Source organism: Burkholderia sp. HI4860 (assembly GCF_002223045.2).
Taxonomy (GTDB): Bacteria; Pseudomonadota; Gammaproteobacteria; order Burkholderiales; family Burkholderiaceae; genus Burkholderia.
The window spans coordinates 3,368,883-3,394,746 of record NZ_NKFO02000003.1 but is presented as its reverse complement, the minus strand read 5'-3'; the positions used below and the strand labels follow the sequence as shown (position 1 = coordinate 3,394,746).

The window sequence follows — 25,864 nt, the reverse complement described above, 5'->3', positions numbered from 1 at the left end:
GAAGCCGCACTCTTCCGATGAAATCGTCCCCGCGCGATCACAATGACGATGCCAAGACGCGCCGCCAGCCTTCGAAGCTGGTCCTGAACATCGCCGCCGTGACGGTCGGCCTCATCACGTTCGCGATCGGCGCCGCGTGGGTGATCTATAGCTGGGTCGTCGATCGCGAAGCGCAATATTTCGCGATCCCGCTGGTGTTCTCGGTGCCGGTGATCGTGGCGGTCGCGATCCGGAGCTTCTGGGAATAGGTGCGCGTCAAATGACGCAGCGCCGCGGGTCGGGCGACGCGCGGCGCTGGTATCCGGCTTGTTTCAGATGAGGCGAGAATTCCCGCGGTGCGCTTGCGGGCCGGTCACAGGCCCGGTCGGGCACACGGATTGGGGGCTGCGCCCTGATATCCACCCGTGACGGCGCCCAGCGCGGCGCCGGCCAGCGACGTGCCAAGCGCTTTCAGCACGTTTTCCGTAGAGAACGTGTCGCCGCTCGACATCACGCGCCCCGAATACGCGGAGCACGCCGACGACGTCGATGCAACGGTCTGCAGGGGCCGGGCGCTCCACGCAATGTTCTCCGCCGGCGTATTGGCAAAGGCCGGCGCGACCAGCATCAGCGCCAGTACGGAAATCGGAATGCGTACGTTTTTCATCGTTGATCCTCGGCGTAATTGTGTTTCTTATAGGGGAAGCGAACACGATATTACACGCGGCACGAATATTCGCGCACCGCTTGCTCGGCTCGCGTGCCGGGAGCCACACCGCCATCAACAAAAAAGCGCTGCGGTCAATCGACCGACAGCGCTTTTGGGTGAACGGCCCCTGATTGAGGCGCATTCGACTTCTGGTGCGTGAGGCCGGACTCGAACCGGCACACCCTTGCGGGCGTCAGGACCTAAACCTGGTGCGTCTACCAATTTCGCCACTCACGCGCATTTCTGTTGCCTGGCCACGCGGCACGAAAGATGCGTGACCACGCGCCCGGGACATCGCGCCGGCTTGTAACCGGCACGCCCGATCAGGCGAGCGCGAGATTCTACCCGATCCGCGCCGGCTTGTCTCGCCCCTGCCGGCACCCGTCGTGCAGCGGTGCTAGAATGCCGCGCTCGACGTTTCGGCACCGCGCCGCCGCGCGTCCCCCGAACCCGCCCCCACACGATTCCGCCCGTGAACTTCGACGACTACTGTCAGCAAAAGGCCGCCCCTGCGGGCTCCAGCGTCTACTACGCACTGCGTCAGGCGCCGCCCGCCACGCAGCCGCGCCTGACCGCGCTGTTCGCGCTGCGCCGTGAACTCGAGGAAACCGTCAAGGAAACCAGCGACCCGACCGTCGGACACACGAAGCTCGCGTGGTGGCACAAGGAACTCGCGGCGCTGGCCGACGGGCAGCCGTCGCACCCGGTCACGAAGGCGCTCGCGCAGCATCATCCGGCGATCGCCGCCGAGGCCGATGCATTGCGCACGCTCGTCAACGGCTACGGGATGGATCTCGAACAGGCGCGCTACCTCGATCTGGCGAACCTGCAGCGCTATATCGCGCAGGTCGGCGGCACCTTCGCATCTCTGGTCGCGCGCGCCAGTTCCGCAAACCCGGCGGACCCGCAACCGTGGGCCGCGGATGCCGGCCGCGCGCTGATGCTCGCGCAGTTCGTGCAGGATCTCGGCAACGATGCACGCCACGGCCGCATCTACCTGCCGATCGACGAACTGCAGCGCTACAACGTGACCGCGGCCGATCTGCTGAACCGCCGCTACAGCCCTGCCTTCACCGAATTGCTGCAATTCCAGACGGCCCGCGCGCGCGAAGCACTCGTGGCCGCCGAAGCGGCGATCCCGGCATCCGAACGCCGCGCCCAGCGCACGCTGCGCGCGCAGATCGCACTGGCCGGCTCGCTGCTCGACGAAATCGAGCGGGACGGCTACCAGGTGCTGCATCAGCGCATCGCGCTGACGCCGATCCGCAAGCTGTGGATCGCGTGGCGCGCCGCGCGCCGCCGCTGATCCTCACGCCTCACGCCTCACGCCTCACGCCTCACGCCTCACGCCTCACGCCTCACGCCTTCAACAACGGCAGCGTGTCGAAGCGCTGCTGCAGCACGCGCGTCGAATCGAGCCCCCACCACGGCCCGAGCACGGTCGCGTAGAGCTGGCGGAAATCGACCGCGACCGGCAGGTTGCCGTTGCCGTCGAGCCGCCCGAGCGCCGGCGGCGCACCGTACAGCCCGCCGGCCACGCGGCCGCCCATCACGAAATGCGGCGCGGCCGTGCCGTGATCGGTACCGTTGCTCTGGTTCTCGCGCACGCGCCGCCCGAATTCCGCATACGTCATCACGAGCGTCTGGTTCCAGCGCCCGAGTTCGATCAACGCGCCGCGCATCGCGCTCATCCCTTCCGCGAACTGCTTGAGCAGCGCGGCCTGCTGCCCCGGCTGGTTCTGGTGCGTATCGAAGCCGTTGAGCGTCAGGCGCAGCACCGCGACACCATCCTGCGCACCCGGCCCGGACGCTTCGCACGCGGCCAGCACCTGCATCGCGGTCTTGACCGACGTGCCGAACGCGCCGGCCGGAAAGGCCGTCCTGAATTCACGCATCCCGCCGCGCGGACGCAGCCGGTCAGCCGCCTTCACGATGTCGTTCTCGACGTCGATGATGTGGGCGAGCGCGGGGTTCTGTTCGCGCAGCGACGACGGCTCGGCAAGCCGGGCCGCACGAATGAACTGCGCGGGATTGACGAGCGCGATCGCACGCGCCCCGTTCGAGAGCGGCCCCATCTCGGCGCTGCCGAGCACGACGCCGTCGGCGGCGAAACCGGGCGGCACGGGCGCCTGCGCGAACGTGCGCGTCAGCCAGCCTTCGTGCAGATATTGATCCGAGCGCGACGCGGTATCCCAGATCTCGATCGAGCGGAAATGCGACAGGTTCGGCTGCGGATAGCCGACGCCCTGCACGACCGCGACCTGCCCGTCGCGCCACAGCGGCATCAGCGGCGCGAGCGACGGATGCAGGCCCGTGTGCGCGTCGAGTTGCAGCACCTGCTCGCGCTTGATGCCGATGCTGCGGCGGAACTGGTAATACAGCGGGTCTGCATACGGCACCACCGTGTTGAGGCCGTCGTTGCCGCCCTTCAGCTCGACGAGGATCAGCACGTTCGCGTACCCGGCCGCCGATGGGCGCCCCGCCTGCGCCACGGAAGCCGCCATCGCAGGCGCCTGCCACATCGACACGCCGGCCGCGGCCGCGGCGCCCGTCAGCGTCAGAAAATCACGTCGGTTCATCGCGCATCCTTTGGTTCGCCGCCCGGCATCGTTGCCGCACCGGCACCCTGCTTCATCGTCGTTCGAATCATTTCAGTTGATAGGCCGGATCCATCAGCAGCGCCTCGAGATACGCGCTGCCGGTCGAATCCGTGTCGATCGCCGCGACCGGCGACAGCTGCAGCACCGCGTGTTGCAACTGAAGCTCGGTCGACAAACCGGCGATCGCCTGCGGCCGCGCGCGATATTGCGCCAGCCAGCGTTCGAGGTCGAATCGCAGGCCCGCGCGCGCAGGCTTGGCGGGCGTTGCGTGCATGCCGGCGGCGGATGCCGTCTCGACCACCGGCATCGCATGCGCACGGGCATTCGGCGGCGGCACCATCGCATGCGCCGGCGGGTGCATGCCGGCCGTCTCCGTCGCGCGGAACAGTTGCTCGACGAACTGCTTGCGCGCGAGCAGCGTGGTGCTGTTGATCCATAGCGCGCCGCCCGGCCAACCCTTCACGTTCGGCGGATAGAACAGGTTCTGCCCGAGCGTGCGCACGGTGTTCGCGAGCATCTGCGGATCGCCGTATGACACGTCGAACAGCCGCACCGACCCGACGACGAATTCCGCCGGCGACTTGACGAGCACGCCGCGGTTGCGCGGATCCCAGAAGGCGTCGGTCGACCACAGCGCGGCGAGCGCCGCGCGAATGTCGTAGCCGCTCGAGCGAAACCGTTCGGCCACCGCATCGAGCGCCGCCGGGTCGGGCGTATCCGACACGAACTCGCGCCACAGCTTGCCCGCGATGAAGCGCGCGGTGCCGGGCCGCTTCAGCAGGATGTCGAGAAAGCCGTCGCCGTCGAATGGCCCCGTTTCACCGAGGATCGTCTTGTCGCCTGCGTCGTGCAGATCCGGCCGCACCTCGAAGCGATACGTATCGGGATCGACCGTCCAGCCCGTCATCGCACGCGCGGCTTCGGTCACGTCGTATTGCGTGTAATGCCCTTCGCCGAGCGTGAACAGCTCCATCACCTCGCGCGCGAAATTCTCGTTCGGGCGCCCCTTGCGATTGCTCGCGCCATCGAGGTACTGCAGCATCGCCGGATCCTTCGCGACCGCATGCAGCAGCACGCCGAAGTTGCCGAGCGCCTCGCGGCGAAACAGCGCGTTCTGCGCCGCCATCGTCTGCGGGTAAGGCACCTTGTCCTGCCCCGACGTGAAGTGCCCGTGCCAGAACAGCGTCATGCGCTCGGTGAGCGGCGACGGCGTGACGATCATCTCGTTGACCCACGCCGCGCGCAGCGCATCGTATCGAACGTTGCGCTCGCGCTGCTCGTCGCGCCGCATGTCGGGCGTCAGCGCCTGGCGCTGCGCGCGCGTCGGCGGCAACTCGGCGATCCAGTCGGGCCAGGTCGTGACGGGGTCGCGGCGAACGTTGCCGAGCGTGTCGGCCACGACTTGCGCGCGCGTCATGCCGACGACGCGCGCGACATCGGCGGGCGCGGGAGAAAAACCGGTACGACTCAGGAAAAACAATGCATCGTCGGCGTCGAGCGGCGACTGCATGGCGGGCGACGGCGCCGGTGCGGCAGCGTTCGCTTTCATCGTCATGGACTCCCGGAGCGCACCGGCGGTGCGGATGCCGGTACAACGGCAATCGGCAGGCGAAAGTTGACGGAAAAATTGCTACGAAACTTTTCCGCGCGGTGAATTCCGCGCAGGGAGAAAGACGACGTGTCAGCGCTTGTACAGCTCGCGAACGGCGTCCTCGATGTGCTGGCGCAAAAGGTGGCGTTCCTCGGGCGTCATGTGCCCGTCGCGGCGGCGCTGTTCGAGATCGGGAGGCACGGCGGAACGGACCGTCATCTCGGCGGTACGATCGGACTGCGGCGCTTTGCCGCGCGGCAGCTTGCGCGACGATGCGCCCTGCTCGGGGCGCTGCGCATACGCGAAGTTCGACGCATACGGACCGGCAAGCGCGATCGTCAGCATCAGTGCAATCCGGGCAGATCGCATGACCGTCCTCGCTTCTTTGGTCGATTTGTTCCCTTCGTCACGCGGCAACCGGCTACCTCTGGTACTTGAAAAACCCTGCGGAATTCGGGTGTGCAAAGATGAATGATGGAGTGCAGGGGAGTATCTACCGAATTTCGGCTTCGAGTAAAGGAATCTCTATAGCCTGCCTTTACTCGGCGCGACACTACGGGTAAATTTTGTAACCGACTGTAACGCACGAAAATTCACGGCCGTGCGTCAATTCCCATTCGCGATAAGATGCCGATCATGGAAACGAAAAACCCCTCCAAGATTCTCGTCGTCGACGACGACCCGCGCCTGCGCGATCTGCTGCGCCGCTATCTCGGCGAGCAGGGTTTCAATGTCTACGTCGCGGAAAACGCGACTGCAATGAACAAGCTCTGGGTACGCGAGCGTTTCGACCTGCTCGTGCTCGACCTGATGCTCCCGGGCGAAGACGGCCTGTCGATCTGCCGCCGCCTGCGCGGCAGCAACGACCGTACGCCGATCATCATGCTCACCGCGAAGGGCGAGGACGTGGATCGCATCGTCGGCCTCGAGATGGGCGCCGACGATTACCTGCCGAAGCCGTTCAACCCGCGCGAACTCGTGGCGCGCATTCACGCGGTGCTGCGCCGCCAGGCGCCGGCCGAACTGCCGGGCGCGCCGTCGGAAACCACCGAGGTGTTCGAATTCGGCGAGTTCTCGCTGAACCTCGCGACGCGCACGCTGACGAAATCCGGCCAGGAAATTCCGCTCACCACCGGCGAATTCTCGGTGCTGAAGGTGTTCGCGCGTCATCCGCGCCAGCCGCTGTCGCGCGAGAAGCTGATGGAGCTCGCACGCGGCCGTGAATACGAAGTGTTCGACCGCAGCCTCGACGTGCAGATCTCGCGCCTGCGCAAGCTGATCGAACCGGATCCGGGCAGCCCGCGTTTCATCCAGACCGTCTGGGGCCTCGGCTACGTGTTCATCCCGGACGGCGCCGCCTGATCTTTTTCCTTTCCGGTTTCGCCCGCCCTCGGCCCGTCCCATGCGTATCGACCGGCGCCTCCTGCAGCTCGCGTTCGGCGGGCTGTTCTGGCGCACCTTCCTGCTGATCGCGCTGCTGATCTCGGTCAGTCTCGCCGCGTGGTTCCAGAGCTTTCGCGTGATCGAGCGCGAGCCGCGTGCGCAGCGCGTGGCTCTCCAGCTCGTCGCGATCGTGAAGCTCACGCGCACCGCCCTGCTCTATTCCGATCCCGATTTGCGGCGCGCGCTGCTGCAGGATCTCGAGAGCAACGAGGGCGTGCGCGTTTACCCGCGCGAGAAGACCGACAAGTTCAAGCTGCAGCCCGATGAATCGCTGAACCGCCTGATCGAACACGACATCCGCAGCCGCCTCGGCGACGATACCGTGATCGCCCAGTCGGTGAACGACATTCCCGGCGTGTGGATCAGCTTCAAGATCGACGACGACGATTACTGGGTCGCGCTCGACCGCGACCAGCTCGACAACGTCACGGGCCTGCAGTGGGCCGGCTGGGGGCTGTTCGCGCTCGCGTTGTCGCTATTCGGCTCCGCGTTCATCACCAGTCTGGTGAACCGGCCGTTCTCGCGGCTCGCGCTCGCCGCGCGGCAGATCGGCTCGGGCCAGACACCCGAGCTGCTGCCCGAGCGCGGGATGGGCGTCGCGGCCGACACCAATCGCAGCTTCAACCAGATGGTGCGCGACCTCGAACAGCTCGAGGCCGACCGCGCGCTGATGCTCGCGGGCATCTCGCACGACCTGCGCACCCCGCTCGCGCGGCTGCGGCTCGAAACCGAGATGAGCCCGTCCGACCAGGCGACCAAGGACGCGATGGTCGACGACATCGAGCAGATGGATCGCATCATCGCGGCCTTCATCGACTACGCCCGCCCGTCGCAACGCAAGCCCGAGCCCGTCGACCTGTCGTCGATCGCGCAGGAAGTCGCCGCCCGCGTGTCGGGCGAGGACGGCGTCGAGATCCGCACGCGGCTCGCGCCGAGCGCGGTGATCGAAGCCGACGAGACCGACATGCGCCGCGTGATCGGCAACCTCGTCGAGAACGCGCGCAAGTACGGCCAGAGCAAGCAGGACGGCGTGTCGCGCATCACGCTCGAGACACGCGTATCGCATGCGCGCGTCGAGCTGTCGGTGAGCGACGAAGGCCCCGGCATCCCGGAGGATCAGTTGCCGCTCGTGATGCGGCCGTTCTACCGCGTCGATACCGCCCGCACCAAGGCGGACGGCACGGGCCTCGGGATGGCGATCGTGCTGCGTCTCGTCGGCCGCTATCGCGGCGCGCTGCGGCTGCGCAACCGCAACCCGGAAGCGGGCCTCGAAGTCACGCTCGAATTCCCCGGCGCCGGCAAGGCGCGTGCGACTGCGTGACGCGCTCGCGCACGCTGCTTGCGCTGCACACTATCGATCCGGTTGAAAAAAGCTATGAGGCTTGTTAGTCAAAATCTATTGAAGCGACTAACTAATAGTGTTATAGTTTTGCCCATGCTGTCACATCATCGTTGCAGCACCGAGGTAGCTTGACTCAGTCTTCTTCCCAACTCATACAGGAGTATCCGCATGAAAACCGTGGGCGATAAACTCGAAGCTTTCACCGTCGTAGCCGCGAAGCCGGGCTTCAACAATCACGAGGAAAACGGCCAGTCGGCGTTCGAGACCGTCACCGAAGCGTCGTTCCCGGGCAAGTGGAAGATCATCTACTTCTATCCGAAGGATTTCACGTTCGTGTGCCCGACGGAAATCGTCGAATTCGCGAAGCTCACGAAGCAGTTCGAAGAGCGCGATGCCGTCCTGCTGGGCGGCAGCTCGGACAACGAGTTCGTCAAGCTCGCATGGCGCCGTGAGCACAAGGACCTCGACAAGCTGAACCACTACTCGTTCGGCGACGTCAAGGGCGAGCTGATCGACCAGCTCGGCGTGCGCGACAAGGAAGCCGGCGTGGCCCTGCGTGCGACGTTCATCGTCGATCCGGACAACACGATCCAGCACGTTTCGGTGAACAACCTGAACGTCGGCCGCAGCCCGGAAGAAGTCCTGCGGATTCTGGACGGCCTGCAAACGGACGAACTGTGCCCGTGCAACCGTGCAGTCGGCGGCGCAACGCTGTAAGCGCATCGATGCACGAAGCCCGCGGCGCACATCCTGCCTGCGGGCTTTTTTAACGGCCAACCCATAGGAGATATCAATGGAATTCATCGATTCGATTAAGGCACGTATTCCCGACTACGCGAAAGACATTCGCCTGAACCTCGACGGCACGATCTCGCGCTCGTCGCTCGAAGGCACCGACGCGGTCGGCGTCGCGCTGGCGGCGGCCATCGCGGCGAAGAGCACGGTGCTCATCAAGACGATCCGCGAAGCGGGTGTCCTGTCGCCGGAAGAGACGAACGCCGTGCTGACGGCAGCCGCGCTGATGGGGATGAACAACACCTGGTATCCGTATGTCGAGATGGCCGACGATGCCGACCTGAAGACGCAACGCGCCGAGCTGCGGATGGGCGCGTATGCGACGCACGGCGGCGTCGACAAGCGCAAGTTCGAGATGTACGCGCTCGCCGCGTCGATCGTCGGCAAGTGCCACTTCTGCGTGAAGTCGCACTATGCGCTGCTGAAGAACGAGCAAGGGATGACCGTCACGCAGCTGCGCGACGTCGGCCGTATCGCGTCGGTGATCAACGCCGCCGCGCAAGTGATCGCCGCGGAAGGCGAATAAGCGGTCGCCTCACCCGGCCGGCAGCCGCGCCGGCCCGGTCGCCGCGCCAAACGAAAATGCCACGCATCCGCGTGGCATTTTTCATTTCCGCAGCGCGGTGCGGCGGGCGAACCGTGCGCCGCCGCAGCCGGGCGTCAGCCGCCCTGCTTCATCAGCAGCGCGGCGGCCTGCGCCTCGATCCCCTCGCCGCGGCCGAGATAGCCGAGCTTCTCGTTGGTCTTCGCCTTCACGTTCACGCGATCGAGCGGCAGCCCGAGATCGGCCGCGATGTTCGCGCGCATCCCGTCGATATGCGGCGCCAGCTTCGGCGCCTGGGCGATCACGGTGCTGTCGACGTTCTGGATCGTGAAACCGGCCGCCTTGATGCGTGCGGCGCACTCGCGCAGCAGCACGCGGCTGTCGGCGCCCTTGAACGCCGCGTCCGTGTCGGAGAAGTGGCGGCCGATGTCGCCGAGCGCCGCCGCGCCGAACAGCGCATCGGTGATCGCGTGCAGCAGCACGTCCGCATCCGAGTGGCCGAGCAGGCCGCGTTCGTACGGAATCGTCACGCCGCCGATGATGAGGGGGCGCCCCTCGACGAGCTGGTGCACGTCGTAGCCTTGTCCGATTCTGAAATCCATGCGTATTCCGATTGTGAGGGGGTGAAAGTCAGGAAGCGTTCGTGGCGCGCGCGAGGATCGCTTCCGCGAGCGCGAAATCTTCCGGGTACGTGACCTTGAAATTGCGCAGGCTGCCCTGCACGACGCGCGGCGTATGGCCGGCCCATTCGATCGCACTCGCCTCGTCGGTCAGGTCGTGCCCTTCGCGCTGCGCGCGCAGGATCGCCTCGCGCAGCATGCCGATGCGGAACATCTGCGGCGTCTGCGCCTGCCACAGCGCGTCACGCGACTCGGTGCGCGCGATCGCGTCGCCGCCGGCCGGCACGCGCTTGAGCGTATCGGCCACCGGCAGCGCGACGATGCCGCCGACCGGATCGTCCTTCAGCGTCGCGACGAGCGTGCGAATCAGCTCCGGCGTGATGCCGGGGCGCGCGGCGTCGTGCACCAGCACCCAGTCGTGGTCGGTCGCGCCGAATTCGGCCAGTTCGAGCAGCCCGTTCAGCACCGACGCCTGGCGCGAGCCGCCGCCGCAGCGGCGCACCGCGAAGCGCAGGCCCGCGAAGCGGCGCGCATCGAAGTGGGAATCGTCGGGCGCGAGGACGACGAGCGTCTGCGCGAATTCGCTGCATGCGTCGAACGCGGCAAGCGTGTAATGCAGCAGCGCGCGGCCGGCCAGCGTGCGGTATTGCTTCGGCACGGCCGAGCCGGAACGGCTACCGGTGCCGGCACAGGGAATCAGGGCGAAAAGTCGGGGGGTCACGAAGGGAAACGCCGATAAGATGAAATCGAGAAGCGGATTTTATAATAGGTCTTTCGTCTCGACCGGCGCACCGCGATGCGCCCGTGCACGCCACCCCTGTCGTCCCTATGCCAGATAACGCTTCCACCCCGTCCGCCTCGCCCGTTGCCCGCGTCAAGCCCGGCCAGCGTTTCGCCTTCGACGGCGCGCATGGTTCCGCCGACGCGCTCGCCATCGCCCGTTATCTTGCCGACAACCGCCAGGACGTGCCGCTCCTCGCGGTGATCTGCGCGAACGCGGTCGACGCGCAGCGGCTCTCGCAGGAAATCCGCTATTTCTCGCCCGACGCGCGCGTGCGCCTGCTGCCGGACTGGGAAACGCTGCCGTACGACACGTTCTCGCCGCACCAGGATCTCGTGTCCGAGCGGTTGGCCACGCTGCACGACCTCGGCGAGGGCCGCTGCGACATCCTGCTCGTGCCCGCGACCACCGCGCTGTACCGGATGCCGCCCGCGTCGTTCATGGCCGCGTACACGTTCGCATTCGCGCAGGGCGAGCGGCTCGACGAGGCGAAGCTGAAGGCGCAGCTCACGCTGGCCGGCTACGAGCACGTGAGCCAGGTCGTGCGGCCCGGCGAATACTGCGTACGCGGCTCGCTGATCGACCTGTATCCGATGGGCTCGCCGCTGCCGTACCGGATCGACCTGTTCGACGACCAGGTCGACTCGATCCGCGCGTTCGATCCGGACACGCAGCGCAGCCTGTATCCGGTGCGCGACGTGCGCCTCCTGCCCGGCCGCGAGTTTCCGTTCGACGAAGCCGCACGCACGGCCTTCCGCAGCCGCTGGCGCGAGACCTTCGAAGGCGACCCGAGCCGCGCGCCGATCTACAAGGACATCGGCAACGGCGTGCCGTCGGCCGGCATCGAGTACTACCTGCCGCTGTTCTTCGACGAAACCGCCACGCTGTTCCACTACCTGCCGCAGGATGCGCACCTCGTGTTCACCGGCGATCTCGAGGCGTCGATCCGCCGCTTCACGGCCGACACGAAGCAGCGCCATGCGTTCCTCGCGCACGATCGCGAGCGGCCGATCCTCGAACCGCAGCGCCTGTTCCTGTCCGACGAGGATTTCTTCGCGTTCGCGAAGCCGTTCGCCCGCGTCGTGCTGCCCGCGCAGCCGGCCGGCGGCTGGGCGACGGCGCTGCCCGAGCTCACCGTCGACCGCCATGCCGACGATCCGCTCGCGTCGCTGCGCACGTTCGTCGAATCGTCGGGCAAGCGCGTGCTGCTGACGGTCGAATCGGCCGGCCGGCGCGAGACGATCCTGCAACTGCTCGCCGAACACCATCTGCGCCCCGCGTCGAACGACCACTTCGCCGGCTGGCTCGAGAGCGACGAACGCTTCGCGCTCGGCGTCGCGCCGCTCGCGAACGGCTTCGCGGTGCCGGGCGAAGGCTACGCGGTCGTCACCGAAACCGAACTGTACGGAGCGCTCGGCCGCCGCGCGGGCCGCCGCCGGCAGGAACAGGCCAGCAACGTCGACGCGATGGTGCGCGACCTGTCGGAGCTGAAGGTGGGCGACCCGGTCGTCCACGCGCAGCACGGCATCGGCCGCTACATGGGCCTCGTGTCGATGGATCTCGGCGAAGGCGAAACCGAATTCCTGCATCTCGAATACTCGGGCGACAGCAAGCTCTACGTGCCGGTCGCGCAATTGCACGTGATCTCGCGCTACAGCGGCGCCGATCCCGACAGCGCGCCGCTGCACGCGCTCGGCTCCGGCCAGTGGGAACGCGCGAAGCGCAAGGCCGCGCAGCAGATCCGCGATACCGCCGCCGAGCTGCTGAACCTGTATGCACGCCGCGCGGCCCGCGAAGGCCACGCGTTCTCGCTCGATCCGCGCGACTACGTGAAGTTCGCGGAAAGCTTCGGCTTCGAGGAAACGCCCGACCAGGCGGCCGCCATTGCCGCCGTGATCGGCGACATGACGAGCGGCAAGCCGATGGACCGCCTCGTGTGCGGCGACGTCGGCTTCGGCAAGACCGAGGTCGCGCTGCGCGCCGCGTTCATCGCGGTGCTGGGCGGCAAGCAGGTCGCGCTGCTGTCGCCGACCACGCTGCTCGCCGAGCAGCACACGCAGACCTTCGCCGACCGCTTCGCCGACTGGCCGGTGCGGATCGTCGAGCTGTCGCGCTTCAAGACCACGAAGGAAGTCAACGCCGCGATCGCGCAGATCAACGAAGGCAGCGTCGACATCGTGATCGGCACGCACAAGCTGCTGTCGTCGGACGTGCAGTTCAAGCGCCTCGGCCTCGTGATCATCGACGAGGAACACCGCTTCGGCGTGCGCCAGAAGGAAGCGCTGAAGGCGCTGCGCGCAGAAGTCGACGTGCTGACCCTCACCGCGACGCCGATCCCGCGTACGCTCGGGATGGCGCTCGAAGGGCTGCGCGATTTCTCGGTCATCGCCACCGCGCCGCAGAAGCGGCTCGCGATCAAGACCTTCGTGCGCCGCGAGGAGGAAAGCGTGATCCGCGAGGCGATGCTGCGCGAACTGAAGCGCGGCGGCCAGGTGTACTTCCTGCACAACGAGGTCGAGACGATCGAGAACCGCAAGGCGATGCTCGAGGCGCTCGTACCCGAGGCACGCATCGTGATCGCGCACGGCCAGATGCACGAACGCGAACTCGAACGGGTGATGCGCGACTTCGTCGCGCAGCGCGCGAACGTGCTGCTGTGCACGACCATCATCGAGACCGGCATCGACGTGCCGAGCGCGAACACGATCATCATGCACCGCGCGGACAAGTTCGGCCTCGCGCAGCTTCACCAGCTGCGCGGCCGCGTCGGGCGCTCGCACCACCAGGCGTATGCGTACCTGCTGGTCCACGATCCGCAGGCGCTGACCAAGCAGGCGCAGCGCCGGCTCGAAGCGATCCAGCAGATGGAGGAACTCGGCTCGGGCTTCTATCTCGCGATGCACGACCTCGAGATCCGCGGCACCGGCGAAGTGCTCGGCGACAAGCAGTCCGGCGAAATCCACGAGATCGGCTTCCAGCTCTATACGGACATGCTGAACGACGCGGTGAAGGCGCTGAAGAACGGCAAGGAGCCCGACCTCACCGCCCCGCTCGCCGCGACGACGGAAATCAACCTGCATGCGCCGGCGATCCTGCCGGCCGACTACTGCGCGGACGTGCAGGAGCGGCTGTCGCTGTACAAGCGTCTCGCGAACTGCGAGCACGGCGACGCGATCGACGGCATCCAGGAAGAGCTGATCGACCGCTTCGGCAAGCTGCCGCCGCAGGCGCACGCGCTCGTCGAGACGCACCGGCTGCGGATCGCCGCGAAGCCGCTCGGCATCGTGAAGATCGATGCGAGCGAGGTGGCGATCGGGCTGCAGTTCGAGCCGAATCCGCCGATCGATCCGATGCGGATCATCGAGATGGTGCAGAAGCATCGGCACATCAAGCTCGCAGGCCAGGACAAGCTGCGCATCGAGACGCGCTCGCCCGATCTCGCGATCCGCGTGTCGACGATCAAGGAAACGCTGCGCGCGCTCGGACCGAAGCAGGGAGCAGCTGCCGCGGTGCGCTGATGCGCTGATGCGCTGGCGGCAGATGCGGCGTTGCTGCACCGCACTGCGCCCGACGCGGGCGGGCCGTCGCGTTTTTGAGTATGATTTTCCCATTCATCAGACGGAGTTTTGCCATGTCCACTCTCGACGCGACAGCGCCGTCCGCCGCACCCCAGGGCGACGCGTCGCTCGTCAGCCTGCCCTGGATCAAGCAACTGGTGTCGATGGACACGACGAGCCGCGTGCCGAACCTCGGCCTGATCGAAACGGTGCGCGACGCGCTCGCCGCGAAAGGCATCGCATCGACGATCACGCACGATCCGCGTGAAGGCTGGGCGAACCTGTTCGCCACCGTGCCCGCGCACGACGGCTCGACGAACGGCGGCATCGTGCTGTCGGGGCATACCGACGTCGTGCCGGTCGACGGCCAGCAATGGGACAGCAACCCGTTCGCGCCGGAAATCCGCGACGGCCGCCTGTACGGCCGCGGCACCTGCGACATGAAGGGCTTCATCGGCGCCGCGCTCGCGCTGCTGCCCGAGATGCAGGCGACGAAGCTCGCGAAGCCGATCCACTTCGCGCTGTCCTATGACGAGGAAATCGGCTGCGCCGGCGCGCCGCTGATGATTGCGGATCTGGTCAAGCGCGGCGTCCAGCCGTCCGGCTGCATCGTCGGCGAGCCGACCAGCATGCGGCCGATCATCGCGCACAAGGGCATCAACGCGTACCGCTGCTGCGTGCGCGGCCACGCGGCGCATTCGTCGCTGACACCGAAGGGGCTGAACGCGATCGAGTATGCGGCACGCCTCATCTGCCATATCCGCGACATCGCCGAGCGCTTTCGCGCCGAAGGCCCGTTCGACGAACTGTACGACGTGCCGTTCACGACCGCGCAGACGAGCACGATCCAGGGCGGCAACGCGATCAACACGGTGCCGGCCGAATGCCGGTTCGACTTCGAGTTCCGCAACCTGCCGACGCTCGATCCCGAGCAGATCTTCACGCGCATCGAAGCGTATGCACGGGAAACACTGCTGCCGCAGATGCTGCGCGAGCATCCGAATGCCGCGATCGAATTCTCGAAGATCGCCGCGGCGCCCGGCCTCGACGCCACCGAACAGGCCGCGATCACGCAGCTGGTGCGCGCGCTGACGGCCGACCAGGACAAGCGCAAGGTCGCGTACGGCACCGAGGCCGGTTTGTTCGAACGCGCGGGCATCCCGAGCGTCGTGTGCGGGCCCGGCAACATCGAGCAGGCGCACAAGCCGAACGAGTATGTCGAACTCGCGCAACTCGCCGGCTGCGAGCAGTTCCTGCGCAAGTTCATCCGCAGCATGTCGGTCGACGCGCACTGACTGCCCCCCGCCACGCCGGCCTGCATGTGCGGGCCGGCCCACTTCGCCACCCGCCACGTCATGTCGACTGAACAACAGGGCACTGCCCATACGACGATCGACGGCGAGCCGATTCCGACGCTCGACGAAATCGCCGCGCAGCATTTCGCGCTGTCGCCGTGGGTCGCGCGCACGCCCGTGTTCGAACGCGCCGACCTGCCATCGCTGGAAGGCACGCACGTGAACTTCAAGTTCGAGTTGCTGCAGGTCAGCGGCAGCTTCAAGGCGCGCGGCGCATTCACGCACCTGCTCGCGCTCGACGAGGCACGCAAGAACGCCGGCGTCACCTGCGTGTCGGCCGGCAATCACGCGGCGGCCGTCGCGTACGCGGCGATGCGGCTCGGCAGCAGCGCCAAGGTCGTGATGTTCCATACCGCCAGCCCGTCGCGCATCGCGCAGTGCAAGCAGTACCGCGCGGAAGTCGTGCTGGCCGGCAGCGCATCGCAGGCATTCGATCTGGTCCGGCGAATCGAGGCCGAGGAAGGCCGCTTCTTCATCCATCCGTTCAACGGCTATCACACGATCCTCGGCACCGCGACGCTCGGCTACGAATGGGCGACCCAGACCCCCGACCTCGACGCGGTGATCGTGCCGATCGGCGGCGGCGGGCTCGCTGCCGGCATGGCGACCGCGCTGCGGCTCGCGAATCCGCGTGTGCACGTGTACGGCGTCGAGCCGGAAGGCGCGGACGCAATGAGCCGCAGCTTCGCGGCGAATCACACGATCAAGATGAGCGCGATGCAGACGATCGCCGATTCGCTGATGGCGCCGCATACCGAGGAATACAGCTACCAGCTGTGCCGGCGCCACGTCGACCGCATCGTCACCGTGTCCGACGACGCGCTGCGGGCCGCGATGCTGTTCCTGTTCTCGCAGCTGAAACTGTCGGTCGAACCGGCGTGCGCGGCTGCGCTGGCCGCCCTGCTCGGCCCGCTGCGCGAAACACTGCAGGGCAAGCGCGTCGGCGTGCTGCTATCGGGCACCGACACCGACCCGGCCACGCTCGGCATGCATCTCGCGCACGCGACACTGCAGCACTGACCCCACATCGGGCACGCGCGGACGAACCTAGGGTTATCCCCAGATTATGTTGACAGCCCTGTTGATAACCCGCCGGACAAGCACGCAAGTGGTTGAGCGCGCAGCGTTTTGCGTGCGCGGAGGTCGATCGTCACGAAATGGGCAGATGCGGCCGCTGGCCGCCTGCGTCATGGCGGTCGCCCTGCTCGCCGGTTGCGCGGCACCGCCGTCGCCCGTCGTCAACGCACTGCCGGTTTGCACGCAGCCGGGCGAAAACCGCATGCTGCAGGCCGACCTGCTGTTCGGGCGCGACGTCACGGGGCGCGGCCCCGTCACCGATGCGGAGCGCGCCGCATTCCTCGCCGACACGGTCACACCACGCTTCCCCGACGGCCTCACCTACTGGGACACACACGGCCAGTGGCGCGACCGGACAAGCGGCCGGATCACGCGCGAAGACAGCTTCGTGATCCGTATCATCGCCGACGATACGCCCGAGACACGTGCGCGACTCGCCGCGATCCGGCAAGCGTACATGCAGCGATTTCACCAGCAATCGGTCGGCATGACGGTCGTGCCGGCCTGCGCATCGTTCTGATTCACGCATCTCCGTCTGCCTGCCGTTCGCGCAAAAAAAACGGGCGCCCGAAGGCGCCCGTCGCATGCCGGAACCGCGGCGTGCCGCTTACTTGTTCTCGAACATGTCCATGATCTGCTGCTTCTCCTGCGGCGTGACGGGCGGCGGCGCAAGCCCCGCCGCGCCAGCCGAGCCGAGCGCATCGTTCGCGCTGATCGAATTCTCGGCCGGGTTGATGTCGACGTTCGCGACGAAGCCATTGCCCGGCGTGCGATCGGCGTAGTACAGCTCGCCGTCGATCGAGGTCAGGCCGTCCGGCATCGGCATCTGCTGCTCGGGCACGCCGTTCAGCGCGGTGCGCATGTAGTTCACCCAGATCGGCAATGCGAGCTGCGCGCCGAACTCACGGCTGCCGAGGCTCTTCGGCTGGTCGAAGCCCATCCACGCGACCGCGACGAGCGATTGCTGGTAGCCGGCGAACCAGCCGTCCTTCGCGTCGTTCGTCGTACCCGTCTTGCCTTGCAGGTCGCTGCGGCCCAGTACGTTGGTGCCCGCGCCCGTGCCGGCCGTCGCGACCGAATGCAGCAGGCTGTTCATCACGTATGCATTGCGGCCTTCGATCGTGCGCGGCGCCGTGCTGCCCGCGAGCACCGGCTGCGATTTCTGCAGCGCCTGGCCGCGTGCGTCGTCGACTTCGGCGATCAGGTACGGATCGACCTTGTAGCCGCCGTTCGCGAACACCGCATAGCCGGTCGCGAGCTGCAGCGGCGTCACGAGGCCCGCACCGAGTGCCATCGGCAGATAAGGCGGCGTCTTCGCGGGATCGAAGCCGAAGCGCTGCGTCACGTACTGCTGCGCATACTGCGTGCCGATCGACGCGAGGATCCGGATCGACACGAGGTTCTTCGAACGCTGCAGGCCGGTGCGCATCGTCATCGGGCCGTCCGGCTGGTCGTCGTCCTTCGGCTCCCAGGCGGTGCCGCCCGGCACGCTCGGCGGGAAGTACAGCGGCGCGTCGTTGATCATCGTCGCCGGCCCGAGCCCCTTGTCGAGCGACGCCGAGTAGATGAACGGCTTGAACGACGAGCCCGGCTGCCGCCAGGCCTGCGTCACGTGGTTGAACTTGCTCTTGTTGAAGTCGAAGCCGCCGACGAGCGAGCGGATCGCGCCATCCTGCGGCGCGATCGCGACGAGCGCGCCTTCGACCTGCGGCAGCTGCACGACCTGCCAGCCCGTCTTGCCGTCCTTCAGCACGCGCACGACCGAGCCCGGCTTGATGCGCAGCGTGTCGTTCGCGCGGGGGCTGAGCGCGCCCGCGACGAAGCGCAGCCCGGCCGGGCCGATCGTCGTGGTCGCGCCGCCGACGAACTGCACCTCGACCGCATTCGGCGACGCCGACAGCACGACCGCCGACTGCAGGTCGCCGTTGTCCGGGTGATCGGCGAGCGCGTCGTCGATCGCCTCGTCGCGGTCGTCGCCGGCCGCGGGCAGCTTGATCGACGCTTCCGGCCCGCGATAGCCGTGGCGGCGCTCGTAGTCGAGAATGCCGCGACGCACGGCCTGGTACGCGGCTTCCTGGTCGGACGAGTTGATCGTCGTCGTGACGGTCAGCCCGCGCGTATAGGTTTCGTCCTTGTACTGCTGGTACATCATCTGCCGCACCATCTCGGCGACGTACTCGCCGTGCACCGCGTACTGGTTGCCCGGCGTGCGCACGTGGATCTCTTCCTTCACGGCCGCGTCGTACTGCGGCTGCGTGATGTAGCCGACCTCGAGCATGCGCTTCAGGATGTATTCCTGGCGCACCTTCGCACGCTTCGGATTGACCACCGGGTTATACGCGGACGGTGCCTTCGGCAGCCCCGCGAGCATCGCCGCTTCCGCGAGCGTGATGTCCTTCAGGTCCTTGCCGAAATACACGCGCGCGGCGGCCGCGAAGCCGTACGAGCGCTGGCCGAGATAGATCTGGTTCATGTACAGCTCGAGAATCTGGTCCTTCGTCAGGGCCTTCTCGATCTTGTACGCGAGCAGCATTTCGTAGATCTTGCGCGTGTAGGTCTTCTCGCTCGACAGGAAGAAGTTGCGCGCGACCTGCATCGTGATCGTGCTCGCGCCCTGGCGCGCGCCGCCGTGCATCAGGTCGGCGACACCCGCGCGCAGGATGCCGACGAAGTCGACGCCGCCGTGTTCGTAGAAGCGGTAGTCCTCGATCGCGAGCACCGCCTTCTTCATCACGTCCGGAATCTCCTGGAAACGCACGAGGCTGCGGCGTTCCTCGCCGAACTCGCCGATCAGCACATGATCGGCCGTGAACACGCGCAGCGGCACCTTCGGCTGGTAGTTGGTCAGCGCGTCGAGCGACGGCAGTTGCGGCGCCATCACGACCAGCGCGTAGCCGACGATCAGCGCGCCGACGATCGCCAGCGTCGCGAAGAGGCCGGCGAACCACAGCATGACGCGCGAGCCGAACGAGCGGCCGCGCCCTCCGCCGCCGCTGCGCTGGGTGCGGCGGTCGTCGTCGCGATCGTCGTCATCGGGGTAATAGGCTCCGGACGGCGAACGGCGCAGCGTGTAGTGGGGTTCGTTCCTGTCGGAAGAAGAAGACGGTCGTTTGATAATTGGCATGTCGGAATGGCGGGCGGTCGTGGCACCCTCGGACGCATGCGGAAATGCAGGCGAATGAATCAGAGCGGATACAGCGTGATGCGGCTGTCACGTCGACAGACCCCGCCGCGCGGCGATCCGTTCCCGCGACGTGACAGCGCATTTTAATGAAATCGACCGGGGGCCTTCGCGATTTTTTGTAAAAATTCCCGCAATGCCGTGATTTGAGGAACGTATTGTCGGCATCCTCTGCCTATCATGGACACGCAATATCGCGCGCACGCGCCGGCTTTCTTTCAATCGCGAAAGGTTCGACATCGTGATGCGCAAGCCGCTTGAACTCGCGCGTTTAAGCCGTATTTAAGTGAACCGGTGGTGTAATATCCGCCGGCTCATGCGGGTCGGAACCGGCTCGCAACGGGCACTGCCGCTCTCATGCGGCGCCTTTCAACCACGGAGGATTTCATGTCGCTTTTCGACTCTGTTTCGCGCACGATCAAAGGCCTGCTGAACGATGCGGCCGATTCGGTACAGGATCCGTCGCGCGACGCACGGCAGATCGTGCGGGAGCTCGACGACAGCATCGGCCGTGCCGAGAATTCGCTGATCGAGATCGAGGCACAGGTCGCGACCCAGCGCAGCAAGCGCGATGCGGCCGACGACAAGGTGAAGAAGTACGAGGACGGCGCGAAGCGCGCGCTGCAGGCCGGTGACGAAGCGCTCGCCCGCGAGGCGCTCGCCGCGCAGTCGAACGCGGAAGCCGAGCGTGACGCGCTCGCAGCCGAATTGACGACGCTCGAGCCGTCGGTCGACAAGCTGAAGGGGCAGATCGCCGACATGCGTCAGCGCCGCAACGACCTGAATGCACGCTCGAACATCCTGCAGGCCAAGCAGGAAATCGCGCAGGCGAAGGACGTCGCGGCCAGCGCCCTGGGCGGCATCGGCGGCAAGAACCTGTCCGAGGATTTCCAGAAGCTCGAGGACAAGGTCGCGCTGCAGAACGCCCGCTCGGACGCGCGCCTGAATTCGGCCGACACGTCGAGCGGCAAGGCGCTCGACGACAAGCTCGCCGCGCTGAACAAGGGCCCGTCGGTCGAGGATCGCCTCGCCGCGCTGAAGAAGCAACTCGACACGCCGGCGCAGTAACGGCCGCTGCGGGCCACCGCGCCGCCGCCCGCCCCGGGCGCGGCGCGAACCGATCGTCAGGAGACGGGCGCCTGCGCCCGGTTCGACCATGAAGAAATCTCTCGCCGCACTCGGCCTCTCGCTGATGGTGCTGTCGTCCGCCGCGTTTGCGGTCCCGTCGCTGCAGCAGGTCGAGCAATCGATCGCGCAACGCAACTGGCAGCAAGCCGACACGCAGCTGTCGCAAGTCATCGACGCCCACCCGAACAACGCGCATGCGCGCTACCTGTACGCACAGGTGCTGGACCGCGAAGGCCGCGCGTCCGACGCACTCGAGCAGCTGCAGCGCGCGAAGTCGCTCGATCCGCAACTCAAGTTCACCGACGCATCGCGCTTCGCGCAGACGGAGTCGCGCATCCGCGCCGACGCCGCGCGCGTGAGCGGCAACGTGCCGTCGGCCACGCAGGCCGGCACGCTGCAGCCGGGGCTCGCTCCCGCTGTCGCGCCGGCCGAAAAACACGGCCCGTCGACCGGCATGTGGATCGGCTTCGGGGTGCTCGCCGCGGTGATCGCGCTGGTGCTGCGCTGGACGCTGCGGCGTGCACGCACGGCCGACGACAGCCGCGCCGACGACGAACGCCGCACGCAGCTCAAGCGCGCCACCGACGTGCTGAACGACATCCGCCCGCTGAAGCTCGACGCGAAGCTGTCGACGGCGCCCGGCGCCGCGGCGCTCACGGGCGAACTCGAAGCGATCGAGACCGATGCGCGCACGCTCGTCGAAACGCTGTCGAACGGCAAGAATCCGGTGCCGCCGTATCGCGTCGACGAACTCGAACAGCGTCATGCGAGCGTGAAGGCACGCGTCGAAGGCCGTCCCGACCCGGCCGCGCAACCCGCGGCACCGGCGAACGGCAGCGGTTCCGTGTATGCGCAGGAAGCCGATCGCATGACGGGCGCGCCAGGCCAGCCGTATCCTCAGCAGCCCTACCCGCAACAGCAACCGCCGGTGGTGATCCAGCAAGGCGGCGGCGGGTTCGGCGGCGGCATGGGCGGGCTGCTGACCGGCGTATTGCTCGGCGAGGCGATGTCCGGCGGCCGCGAGCGCGTGGTCGAACGCGACGTGATCGTCGACGGCGAACGCCGCCGGCAGGAGAACGACCCGGGCTTCGACCTCGGCCGCGGCGACAGTTCGAACTGGAGCGACGGCAACGGTGGCGGCGGCGGCATGGATCTCGGCAGCAACGACGACGGCTGGACCGACGACAACACCTGACGCGAGGCAGCGCGTCGACGCCCCCGCGACGCGCTGCAATGCACGCCACGCTCTCCTGCTGGGCCGGCCGCGCCGACGCGCGGATTTGTCAATCATTTCAAGATGGACTACCGGCAACGGGGAGCGTTCGCTATCATGCGGCCATCGGCGTGCCACCGACCCTCATTCGACGCTCTGCATCCCCGCGCGTCGCGGCACGCCTCCCCTCGCCCCACACAGGAGAAAGCCGCTCATGAGCATCATCAAGGAATTCAAGGAGTTCGCCGTCAAGGGCAACGTCATGGATCTCGCCGTCGGCGTGATCATCGGCGGCGCGTTCTCGAAGATCGTCGACTCGGTCGTGAAAGACCTCATCATGCCGGTCATCGGCGTGCTGACCGGCGGCCTGGATTTCTCGAACAAGTTCGTTCTGCTCGGCACCATCCCCCCGACGTTCAAGGGTAATCCCGATTCGTTCAAGGACCTGCAGGCCGCGGGTGTCGCCGCGTTCGGCTACGGGTCGTTCATCACGGTGGCGATCAATTTCGTCATCCTCGCGTTCATCATTTTCCTGATGGTGAAATTCATCAACAAGCTGCGCAAGCCGGACGAAGCCGCACCGGCCGCGACGCCGGAAGACACGGTGCTGCTGCGCGAGATCCGCGATTCGCTGAAGCAGCGCTGATCGCCCGGCGCCCCGCCAGCCCGGCCCGCCCCGTGCGGGCCTTTTTATTGCGTGCGCGATGCGCCGCCGCATGCGGCCTATCTCACTTTTTTGTGACGGGCGAATGCACGCGCGGGGAAAGCAGGTCTATGATGGAGACTAAACGACAGTACGGGCGCCAAGACGCTGGCTGTGTCGATCATGGCGAGCAGGTCGACGGGAGACATTGATCGTCGTACTGCACGAAGGCAGCATTTTCGTGTGCTATAAAGGATCGACATGCGGCGTACATAGCCGGGAGTGGGTCGCATGAAAGTGCCGCATTTCTTGCAATTGTTTTTGAGGCGAGTGTTTATGTCCTTCCCGAAAAAACGTCGGCGTGCCCAGCAGGATGGCCAGGAGTCATTCCTCGCGGTATTGCGCCACTCGAAACCGTTTGCCCAGCTCGACACCAAGATTGCCCGCGCCCGCGCGCAGGACGAACCCGTCCTGTACGCACATGTGCTGCCCGGTCTCGACGTGCTCCTGTGCAGCGTACGCGGCGCCCAGCCGCCTTATCCCGCCATCGCCGAGTTGCGCAAGCGCTGCATCGAATCGATCGCCAACGCGCTCGAGCAGCCGCTGGACGGCCTCGAGAACGGCGGATACTGGTATGAAGCAAACGGCTTCGGCTTCCTCGTGTTCGCGAGCCGTGCGCGTGCGCGCATCCTGCCCGAGTTTGGTGCAGGCACGAAAGCAAGCCTGCGCGGCGGGCTCGGCCGCCAGAACGCCGGCGACACGACGCCACGCTCCCTCGGCTGATCACCCTGCCATTCGATGGGCCGCCTCCGGGCGGCCCATCTGCCATTCACACGCCCCGCTTGCCCGTCACGACACCTGCTGACGCCCGTTGCCGGGCCGCACGATGTCGATGAATGCGGCGAAATCGGCACCGGCGAGCCCTTGCGCGGCGCCGAGCCGCAACACCTGCTGCACGGTGGCCGATACGGGCATCACGGCGCCCGTGTCGCGCGCCGCGTCGGCGATCGCATCGACATCCTTCTGGAACGTGCCGAGCGCGCCGATCGGAGCATGACCGCCCGACGTCATGCGCGGCACGAACGTCTGCAACAGCACCGAATCGGCCCAGCCGCCGGCCAGCGCTTCGGCGAGCCGAGCGGCATCGATGCCGCTCGCCTGCGCCAGACCGACGGCCTCGGCGATCGCGGTCACCGTCGCGGTGACGATCGCCTGGTTGCACAGCTTCGCCGTCTGCCCCGCGCCCGCGTCGCCCATGTGCGTGATCCGCGACGCGTAGGTATCGATCAGCGGCCGCACCGCGTCGAGATCGGCCGCGCGGCCGCCGGCCATCACCGCGAGCGTGCCGGCCTGCGCGCCGGGCACGCCGCCCGACACAGGCGCATCGACCCAGCCGACGCCGAGCGCCGCGGCACGCGCCGCGTAATCACGCGTGGCGGCGGGCGCAATGCTCGAATGATCGACGATGCGCTGCAGGCGACGCGCACGCGCATCGCCGGACAGTAGGCCGTGCTCGCCGAACACGACATCGCCCACCGCGCGGCCGTCGAGCACGCACACGAATACCGTCTCGACGCGCTCCGCCAGTTCGCGCGGCGTGCCAAGCACCTGCGCGCCGTCCTTCACGAGCGCCTCGGCCTTGTCGCGCGAGCGATTCCACACGCTGACCCGATGCCCTGCCGCCAGCAAATGCCGAATCATCGGCGCGCCCATCAATCCCGGTCCGCAAAATCCGACTTCCACGATGCTCCTCGTCTCCGATATGGGTTGAACTTGCCGCCCATCATACCTATCACTCAAGAAGCCGGGCACGCGCGGCGCCGCTTCGGGACCACGGCTTGCGCCGGCCATTTATCCCGACATCCCAGGGAGCGCATCATGAGCGACCACGTGTACAAGATGATCGAGCTGACCGGCTCGTCGAAGCAATCGAGCGACGACGCCATCCGCAACGCGATCTCGAAAGCCGGCAAGACACTGCACAACCTGCACTGGTTCCAGGTGACCGAGACGCGCGGCCACATCGAAGGCGACCAGGTCGTGCACTGGCAGGTCACGCTGAAGGTCGGCATGCGCATCGACGACTGACGCGCCCCCTGCGTCACACGCCGCGCCGCTGACCGGATCCGTGCAACGCGCTTTCCGCGCGGCGCCGCGCGCTTCACCTCGCCCCCCGTTCGGGCCCCTTCGCGCCCGGCCGACGGGTACCTGCGGGTATCCATCTCTTGACGCTGGTTTTCATTCATATTAAAAACGATATACCCACCCCACCCCTCGATCAGCCCAGCCATATAAACCGGAGATAACATGAGTCAGCAACGCGAGGCGATCGACACGTACCTCTTGCGCGTCTTGCACACCTTGTTGATGGAGCGCAGCGTCACGCGCGCGGCCGTCAAACTGAACCAGTCGCAACCGGCGATCAGCGCCGCGCTGCGGCGCCTGCGCGACATCACCGGCGATCCGCTGCTGGTGCGCGGCAAATCCGGCATGGTGCCGACCGAATACGGGCTGCGCCTGCTCGAGCCCGTGCAGAACGCACTGCGTGAAATCGAGCGCATCAAGTTCCAGCAGCACAATTTCGACCCGGCCACGTCGATCCGCTGCTACCGGATCGGCTGCCCCGACTACCTGAACGTGCTGTTCGTGCCGACCGTGGTCGAGCGCTTCCGCCAGGCCGCGCCGAACGCGACGCTCGAGTTCCATTCGCTCGGCCCCGCGTTCGACTACGAGCTCGCGCTGGAAGACGGCAAGCTCGACATCGTCGTCGGCAACTGGCCCGAACCGCCCGAGCAGCTGCACCTGTCGAACCTGTTCGTCGATGAAATCGTCTGCCTGATGAGCAATACGCACCCGTTCGCGAAGCGCGGCGGGCTCACGCTCGACCAGTACCTGAACGCCCCGCATCTCGCGCCGACGCCGTACTCGGTCGGCCAGCGCGGCGCGATCGACGTGCATCTCGCGCGCGAACGGCTCAAGCGCCACGTGGTCGTCACGCTGCCGTACTTCAACCTCGCACCGTACGTGCTCGTGAAGTCCGACCTGATCTTCACGACGACGCGCCTGTTCGCCGATCACTACGCGAAGTTCCTGCCGCTGTCGGTCGTGCCGGCGCCGCTCGACTTCCCGCCGATGCAGTACTACCAGCTGTGGCACGAGCGCTGCCATTACTCCGACGAAGTGCGCTGGCTGCGCAGCCTCGTCGCCGAAGCCACCCGCACGCTGATCGAGGCGTAACGGCGCGCGCCGCCCGCGCCGTTTCGGCAGGGCGTGGCGACTGCCGGCGGCCTGTCCGGCGGCAACGCG

At 66.9% G+C, this 25,864-nt stretch carries 24 protein-coding genes and 1 tRNA gene; 16 read left to right on the top strand and 9 right to left on the bottom strand.

Annotated elements, in window-relative coordinates; all coding sequences use genetic code 11:
• Positions 1 to 17 precede the first annotated feature (17 nt).
• Positions 18 to 248, top strand: a complete 231-nt coding sequence (locus CFB34_RS31195) for a hypothetical protein (protein ID WP_089440309.1) — start codon at positions 18 to 20, stop codon at positions 246 to 248.
• A 104-nt stretch (positions 249 to 352) separates the two neighbouring features.
• On the opposite strand, the gene CFB34_RS31190 is transcribed toward CFB34_RS31195, so the two are convergent.
• Together CFB34_RS31190 and CFB34_RS31185 are read right to left on the bottom strand one after the other, a co-directional pair.
• The gene (locus CFB34_RS31190) at positions 353 to 646 is read right to left on the bottom strand and encodes a hypothetical protein (protein WP_089440310.1); all 294 of its coding nucleotides are present in this window, start codon (positions 644 to 646) and stop codon (positions 353 to 355) included.
• A 192-nt stretch (positions 647 to 838) separates the two neighbouring features.
• Positions 839 to 925: transfer RNA gene (locus tag CFB34_RS31185), tRNA-Leu, on the bottom strand.
• 235 nt (positions 926 to 1,160) lie between these two features.
• On the opposite strand from CFB34_RS31185, the gene hpnD reads away from it, so the two are divergent.
• A complete protein-coding gene (hpnD, locus tag CFB34_RS31180; protein ID WP_089440311.1) occupies positions 1,161 to 1,994 on the top strand; it encodes a presqualene diphosphate synthase HpnD in 834 nt (277 codons plus the stop codon).
• Positions 1,995 to 2,046: 52 nt separating this feature from the next.
• Here the strand turns inward: hpnD and CFB34_RS31175 are convergent, their stop codons facing one another.
• From CFB34_RS31175 to CFB34_RS31165, 3 genes are all read right to left on the bottom strand, one after another.
• Positions 2,047 to 3,267: a DUF1501 domain-containing protein gene (locus tag CFB34_RS31175; protein ID WP_089440312.1), complete on the bottom strand. Its 1,221-nt coding sequence runs from the start codon at positions 3,265 to 3,267 to the stop codon at positions 2,047 to 2,049.
• A gap of 67 nt (positions 3,268 to 3,334) precedes the next feature.
• Positions 3,335 to 4,837 carry a DUF1800 domain-containing protein gene (locus CFB34_RS31170; RefSeq protein ID WP_089440412.1) on the bottom strand — a complete coding sequence of 501 codons (1,503 nt, stop codon included), beginning with the start codon at positions 4,835 to 4,837 and terminating at the stop codon, positions 3,335 to 3,337.
• Positions 4,838 to 4,969: 132 nt separating this feature from the next.
• Positions 4,970 to 5,248: a hypothetical protein gene (locus CFB34_RS31165; protein ID WP_011352385.1), complete on the bottom strand. Its 279-nt coding sequence runs from the start codon at positions 5,246 to 5,248 to the stop codon at positions 4,970 to 4,972.
• Between the two features lie 267 nt (positions 5,249 to 5,515).
• Between CFB34_RS31165 and ompR the strand changes: the two genes are divergently transcribed.
• The 4 genes from ompR to CFB34_RS31145 all read left to right on the top strand — a co-directional run bounded on the left by ompR (position 5,516) and on the right by CFB34_RS31145 (position 8,985).
• Entirely contained in the window at positions 5,516 to 6,241 is a 726-nt protein-coding gene (gene ompR, locus CFB34_RS31160; protein WP_004199523.1) for a two-component system response regulator OmpR, read from the top strand.
• 40 nt (positions 6,242 to 6,281) lie between these two features.
• A complete protein-coding gene (locus tag CFB34_RS31155; protein ID WP_043188038.1) occupies positions 6,282 to 7,643 on the top strand; it encodes an ATP-binding protein in 1,362 nt (453 codons plus the stop codon).
• A 189-nt stretch (positions 7,644 to 7,832) separates the two neighbouring features.
• Positions 7,833 to 8,381 carry a peroxiredoxin gene (locus tag CFB34_RS31150; protein ID WP_006478563.1) on the top strand — a complete coding sequence of 183 codons (549 nt, stop codon included), beginning with the start codon at positions 7,833 to 7,835 and terminating at the stop codon, positions 8,379 to 8,381.
• A gap of 76 nt (positions 8,382 to 8,457) precedes the next feature.
• Positions 8,458 to 8,985 carry a carboxymuconolactone decarboxylase family protein gene (locus CFB34_RS31145; RefSeq protein WP_011352388.1) on the top strand — a complete coding sequence of 176 codons (528 nt, stop codon included), beginning with the start codon at positions 8,458 to 8,460 and terminating at the stop codon, positions 8,983 to 8,985.
• 134 nt (positions 8,986 to 9,119) lie between these two features.
• Here CFB34_RS31145 and ispF read toward each other — a convergent pair whose 3' ends face one another.
• Both ispF and ispD read right to left on the bottom strand, forming a co-directional pair.
• Complete coding sequence (gene ispF, locus CFB34_RS31140; protein ID WP_060057500.1) at positions 9,120 to 9,605, bottom strand: 2-C-methyl-D-erythritol 2,4-cyclodiphosphate synthase; 486 nt, start codon at positions 9,603 to 9,605, stop codon at positions 9,120 to 9,122.
• Positions 9,606 to 9,633: 28 nt separating this feature from the next.
• Positions 9,634 to 10,344, bottom strand: a complete 711-nt coding sequence (gene ispD / locus CFB34_RS31135) for a 2-C-methyl-D-erythritol 4-phosphate cytidylyltransferase (RefSeq protein ID WP_089440313.1) — start codon at positions 10,342 to 10,344, stop codon at positions 9,634 to 9,636.
• Between the two features lie 107 nt (positions 10,345 to 10,451).
• Here ispD and mfd point away from each other — a divergent pair, with 107 nt between their 5' ends.
• The 4 genes from mfd to CFB34_RS31115 all read left to right on the top strand — a co-directional run bounded on the left by mfd (position 10,452) and on the right by CFB34_RS31115 (position 16,913).
• Positions 10,452 to 13,922 carry a transcription-repair coupling factor gene (mfd, locus tag CFB34_RS31130; protein ID WP_089440314.1) on the top strand — a complete coding sequence of 1,157 codons (3,471 nt, stop codon included), beginning with the start codon at positions 10,452 to 10,454 and terminating at the stop codon, positions 13,920 to 13,922.
• 113 nt (positions 13,923 to 14,035) lie between these two features.
• The gene (gene argE, locus CFB34_RS31125) at positions 14,036 to 15,256 is read left to right on the top strand and encodes an acetylornithine deacetylase (protein WP_089440315.1); all 1,221 of its coding nucleotides are present in this window, start codon (positions 14,036 to 14,038) and stop codon (positions 15,254 to 15,256) included.
• A 60-nt stretch (positions 15,257 to 15,316) separates the two neighbouring features.
• On the top strand, positions 15,317 to 16,336 hold the full coding sequence (locus CFB34_RS31120; protein WP_089440316.1) for a threonine/serine dehydratase: 1,020 nt from the start codon (positions 15,317 to 15,319) through the stop codon (positions 16,334 to 16,336).
• A 145-nt stretch (positions 16,337 to 16,481) separates the two neighbouring features.
• Positions 16,482 to 16,913 (top strand): DUF3574 domain-containing protein, encoded by a 432-nt coding sequence (locus CFB34_RS31115; protein WP_089440317.1) that lies wholly within the window; start codon positions 16,482 to 16,484, stop codon positions 16,911 to 16,913.
• 87 nt (positions 16,914 to 17,000) lie between these two features.
• On the opposite strand, the gene CFB34_RS31110 is transcribed toward CFB34_RS31115, so the two are convergent.
• Positions 17,001 to 19,517 (bottom strand): penicillin-binding protein 1A, encoded by a 2,517-nt coding sequence (locus CFB34_RS31110; protein ID WP_089440318.1) that lies wholly within the window; start codon positions 19,515 to 19,517, stop codon positions 17,001 to 17,003.
• A gap of 444 nt (positions 19,518 to 19,961) precedes the next feature.
• Between CFB34_RS31110 and CFB34_RS31105 the strand changes: the two genes are divergently transcribed.
• The 4 genes from CFB34_RS31105 to CFB34_RS31090 all read left to right on the top strand — a co-directional run bounded on the left by CFB34_RS31105 (position 19,962) and on the right by CFB34_RS31090 (position 23,341).
• Positions 19,962 to 20,642: a PspA/IM30 family protein gene (locus CFB34_RS31105; protein ID WP_044843730.1), complete on the top strand. Its 681-nt coding sequence runs from the start codon at positions 19,962 to 19,964 to the stop codon at positions 20,640 to 20,642.
• A gap of 88 nt (positions 20,643 to 20,730) precedes the next feature.
• Positions 20,731 to 21,897 carry a tetratricopeptide repeat protein gene (locus CFB34_RS31100; RefSeq protein ID WP_089440319.1) on the top strand — a complete coding sequence of 389 codons (1,167 nt, stop codon included), beginning with the start codon at positions 20,731 to 20,733 and terminating at the stop codon, positions 21,895 to 21,897.
• A gap of 232 nt (positions 21,898 to 22,129) precedes the next feature.
• Entirely contained in the window at positions 22,130 to 22,561 is a 432-nt protein-coding gene (gene mscL / locus CFB34_RS31095) for a large conductance mechanosensitive channel protein MscL (protein ID WP_059233903.1), read from the top strand.
• Between the two features lie 333 nt (positions 22,562 to 22,894).
• On the top strand, positions 22,895 to 23,341 hold the full coding sequence (locus CFB34_RS31090) for a hypothetical protein (RefSeq protein WP_027784713.1): 447 nt from the start codon (positions 22,895 to 22,897) through the stop codon (positions 23,339 to 23,341).
• A 66-nt stretch (positions 23,342 to 23,407) separates the two neighbouring features.
• Here the strand turns inward: CFB34_RS31090 and CFB34_RS31085 are convergent, their stop codons facing one another.
• The gene (locus tag CFB34_RS31085) at positions 23,408 to 24,301 is read right to left on the bottom strand and encodes an NAD(P)-dependent oxidoreductase (RefSeq protein WP_089440320.1); all 894 of its coding nucleotides are present in this window, start codon (positions 24,299 to 24,301) and stop codon (positions 23,408 to 23,410) included.
• 135 nt (positions 24,302 to 24,436) lie between these two features.
• Here CFB34_RS31085 and CFB34_RS31080 point away from each other — a divergent pair, with 135 nt between their 5' ends.
• Both CFB34_RS31080 and CFB34_RS31075 read left to right on the top strand, forming a co-directional pair.
• Complete coding sequence (locus tag CFB34_RS31080; RefSeq protein WP_011352399.1) at positions 24,437 to 24,646, top strand: dodecin; 210 nt, start codon at positions 24,437 to 24,439, stop codon at positions 24,644 to 24,646.
• Positions 24,647 to 24,865: 219 nt separating this feature from the next.
• Positions 24,866 to 25,795 carry a LysR substrate-binding domain-containing protein gene (locus tag CFB34_RS31075; RefSeq protein WP_006762467.1) on the top strand — a complete coding sequence of 310 codons (930 nt, stop codon included), beginning with the start codon at positions 24,866 to 24,868 and terminating at the stop codon, positions 25,793 to 25,795.
• Positions 25,796 to 25,864 lie beyond the last annotated feature (69 nt).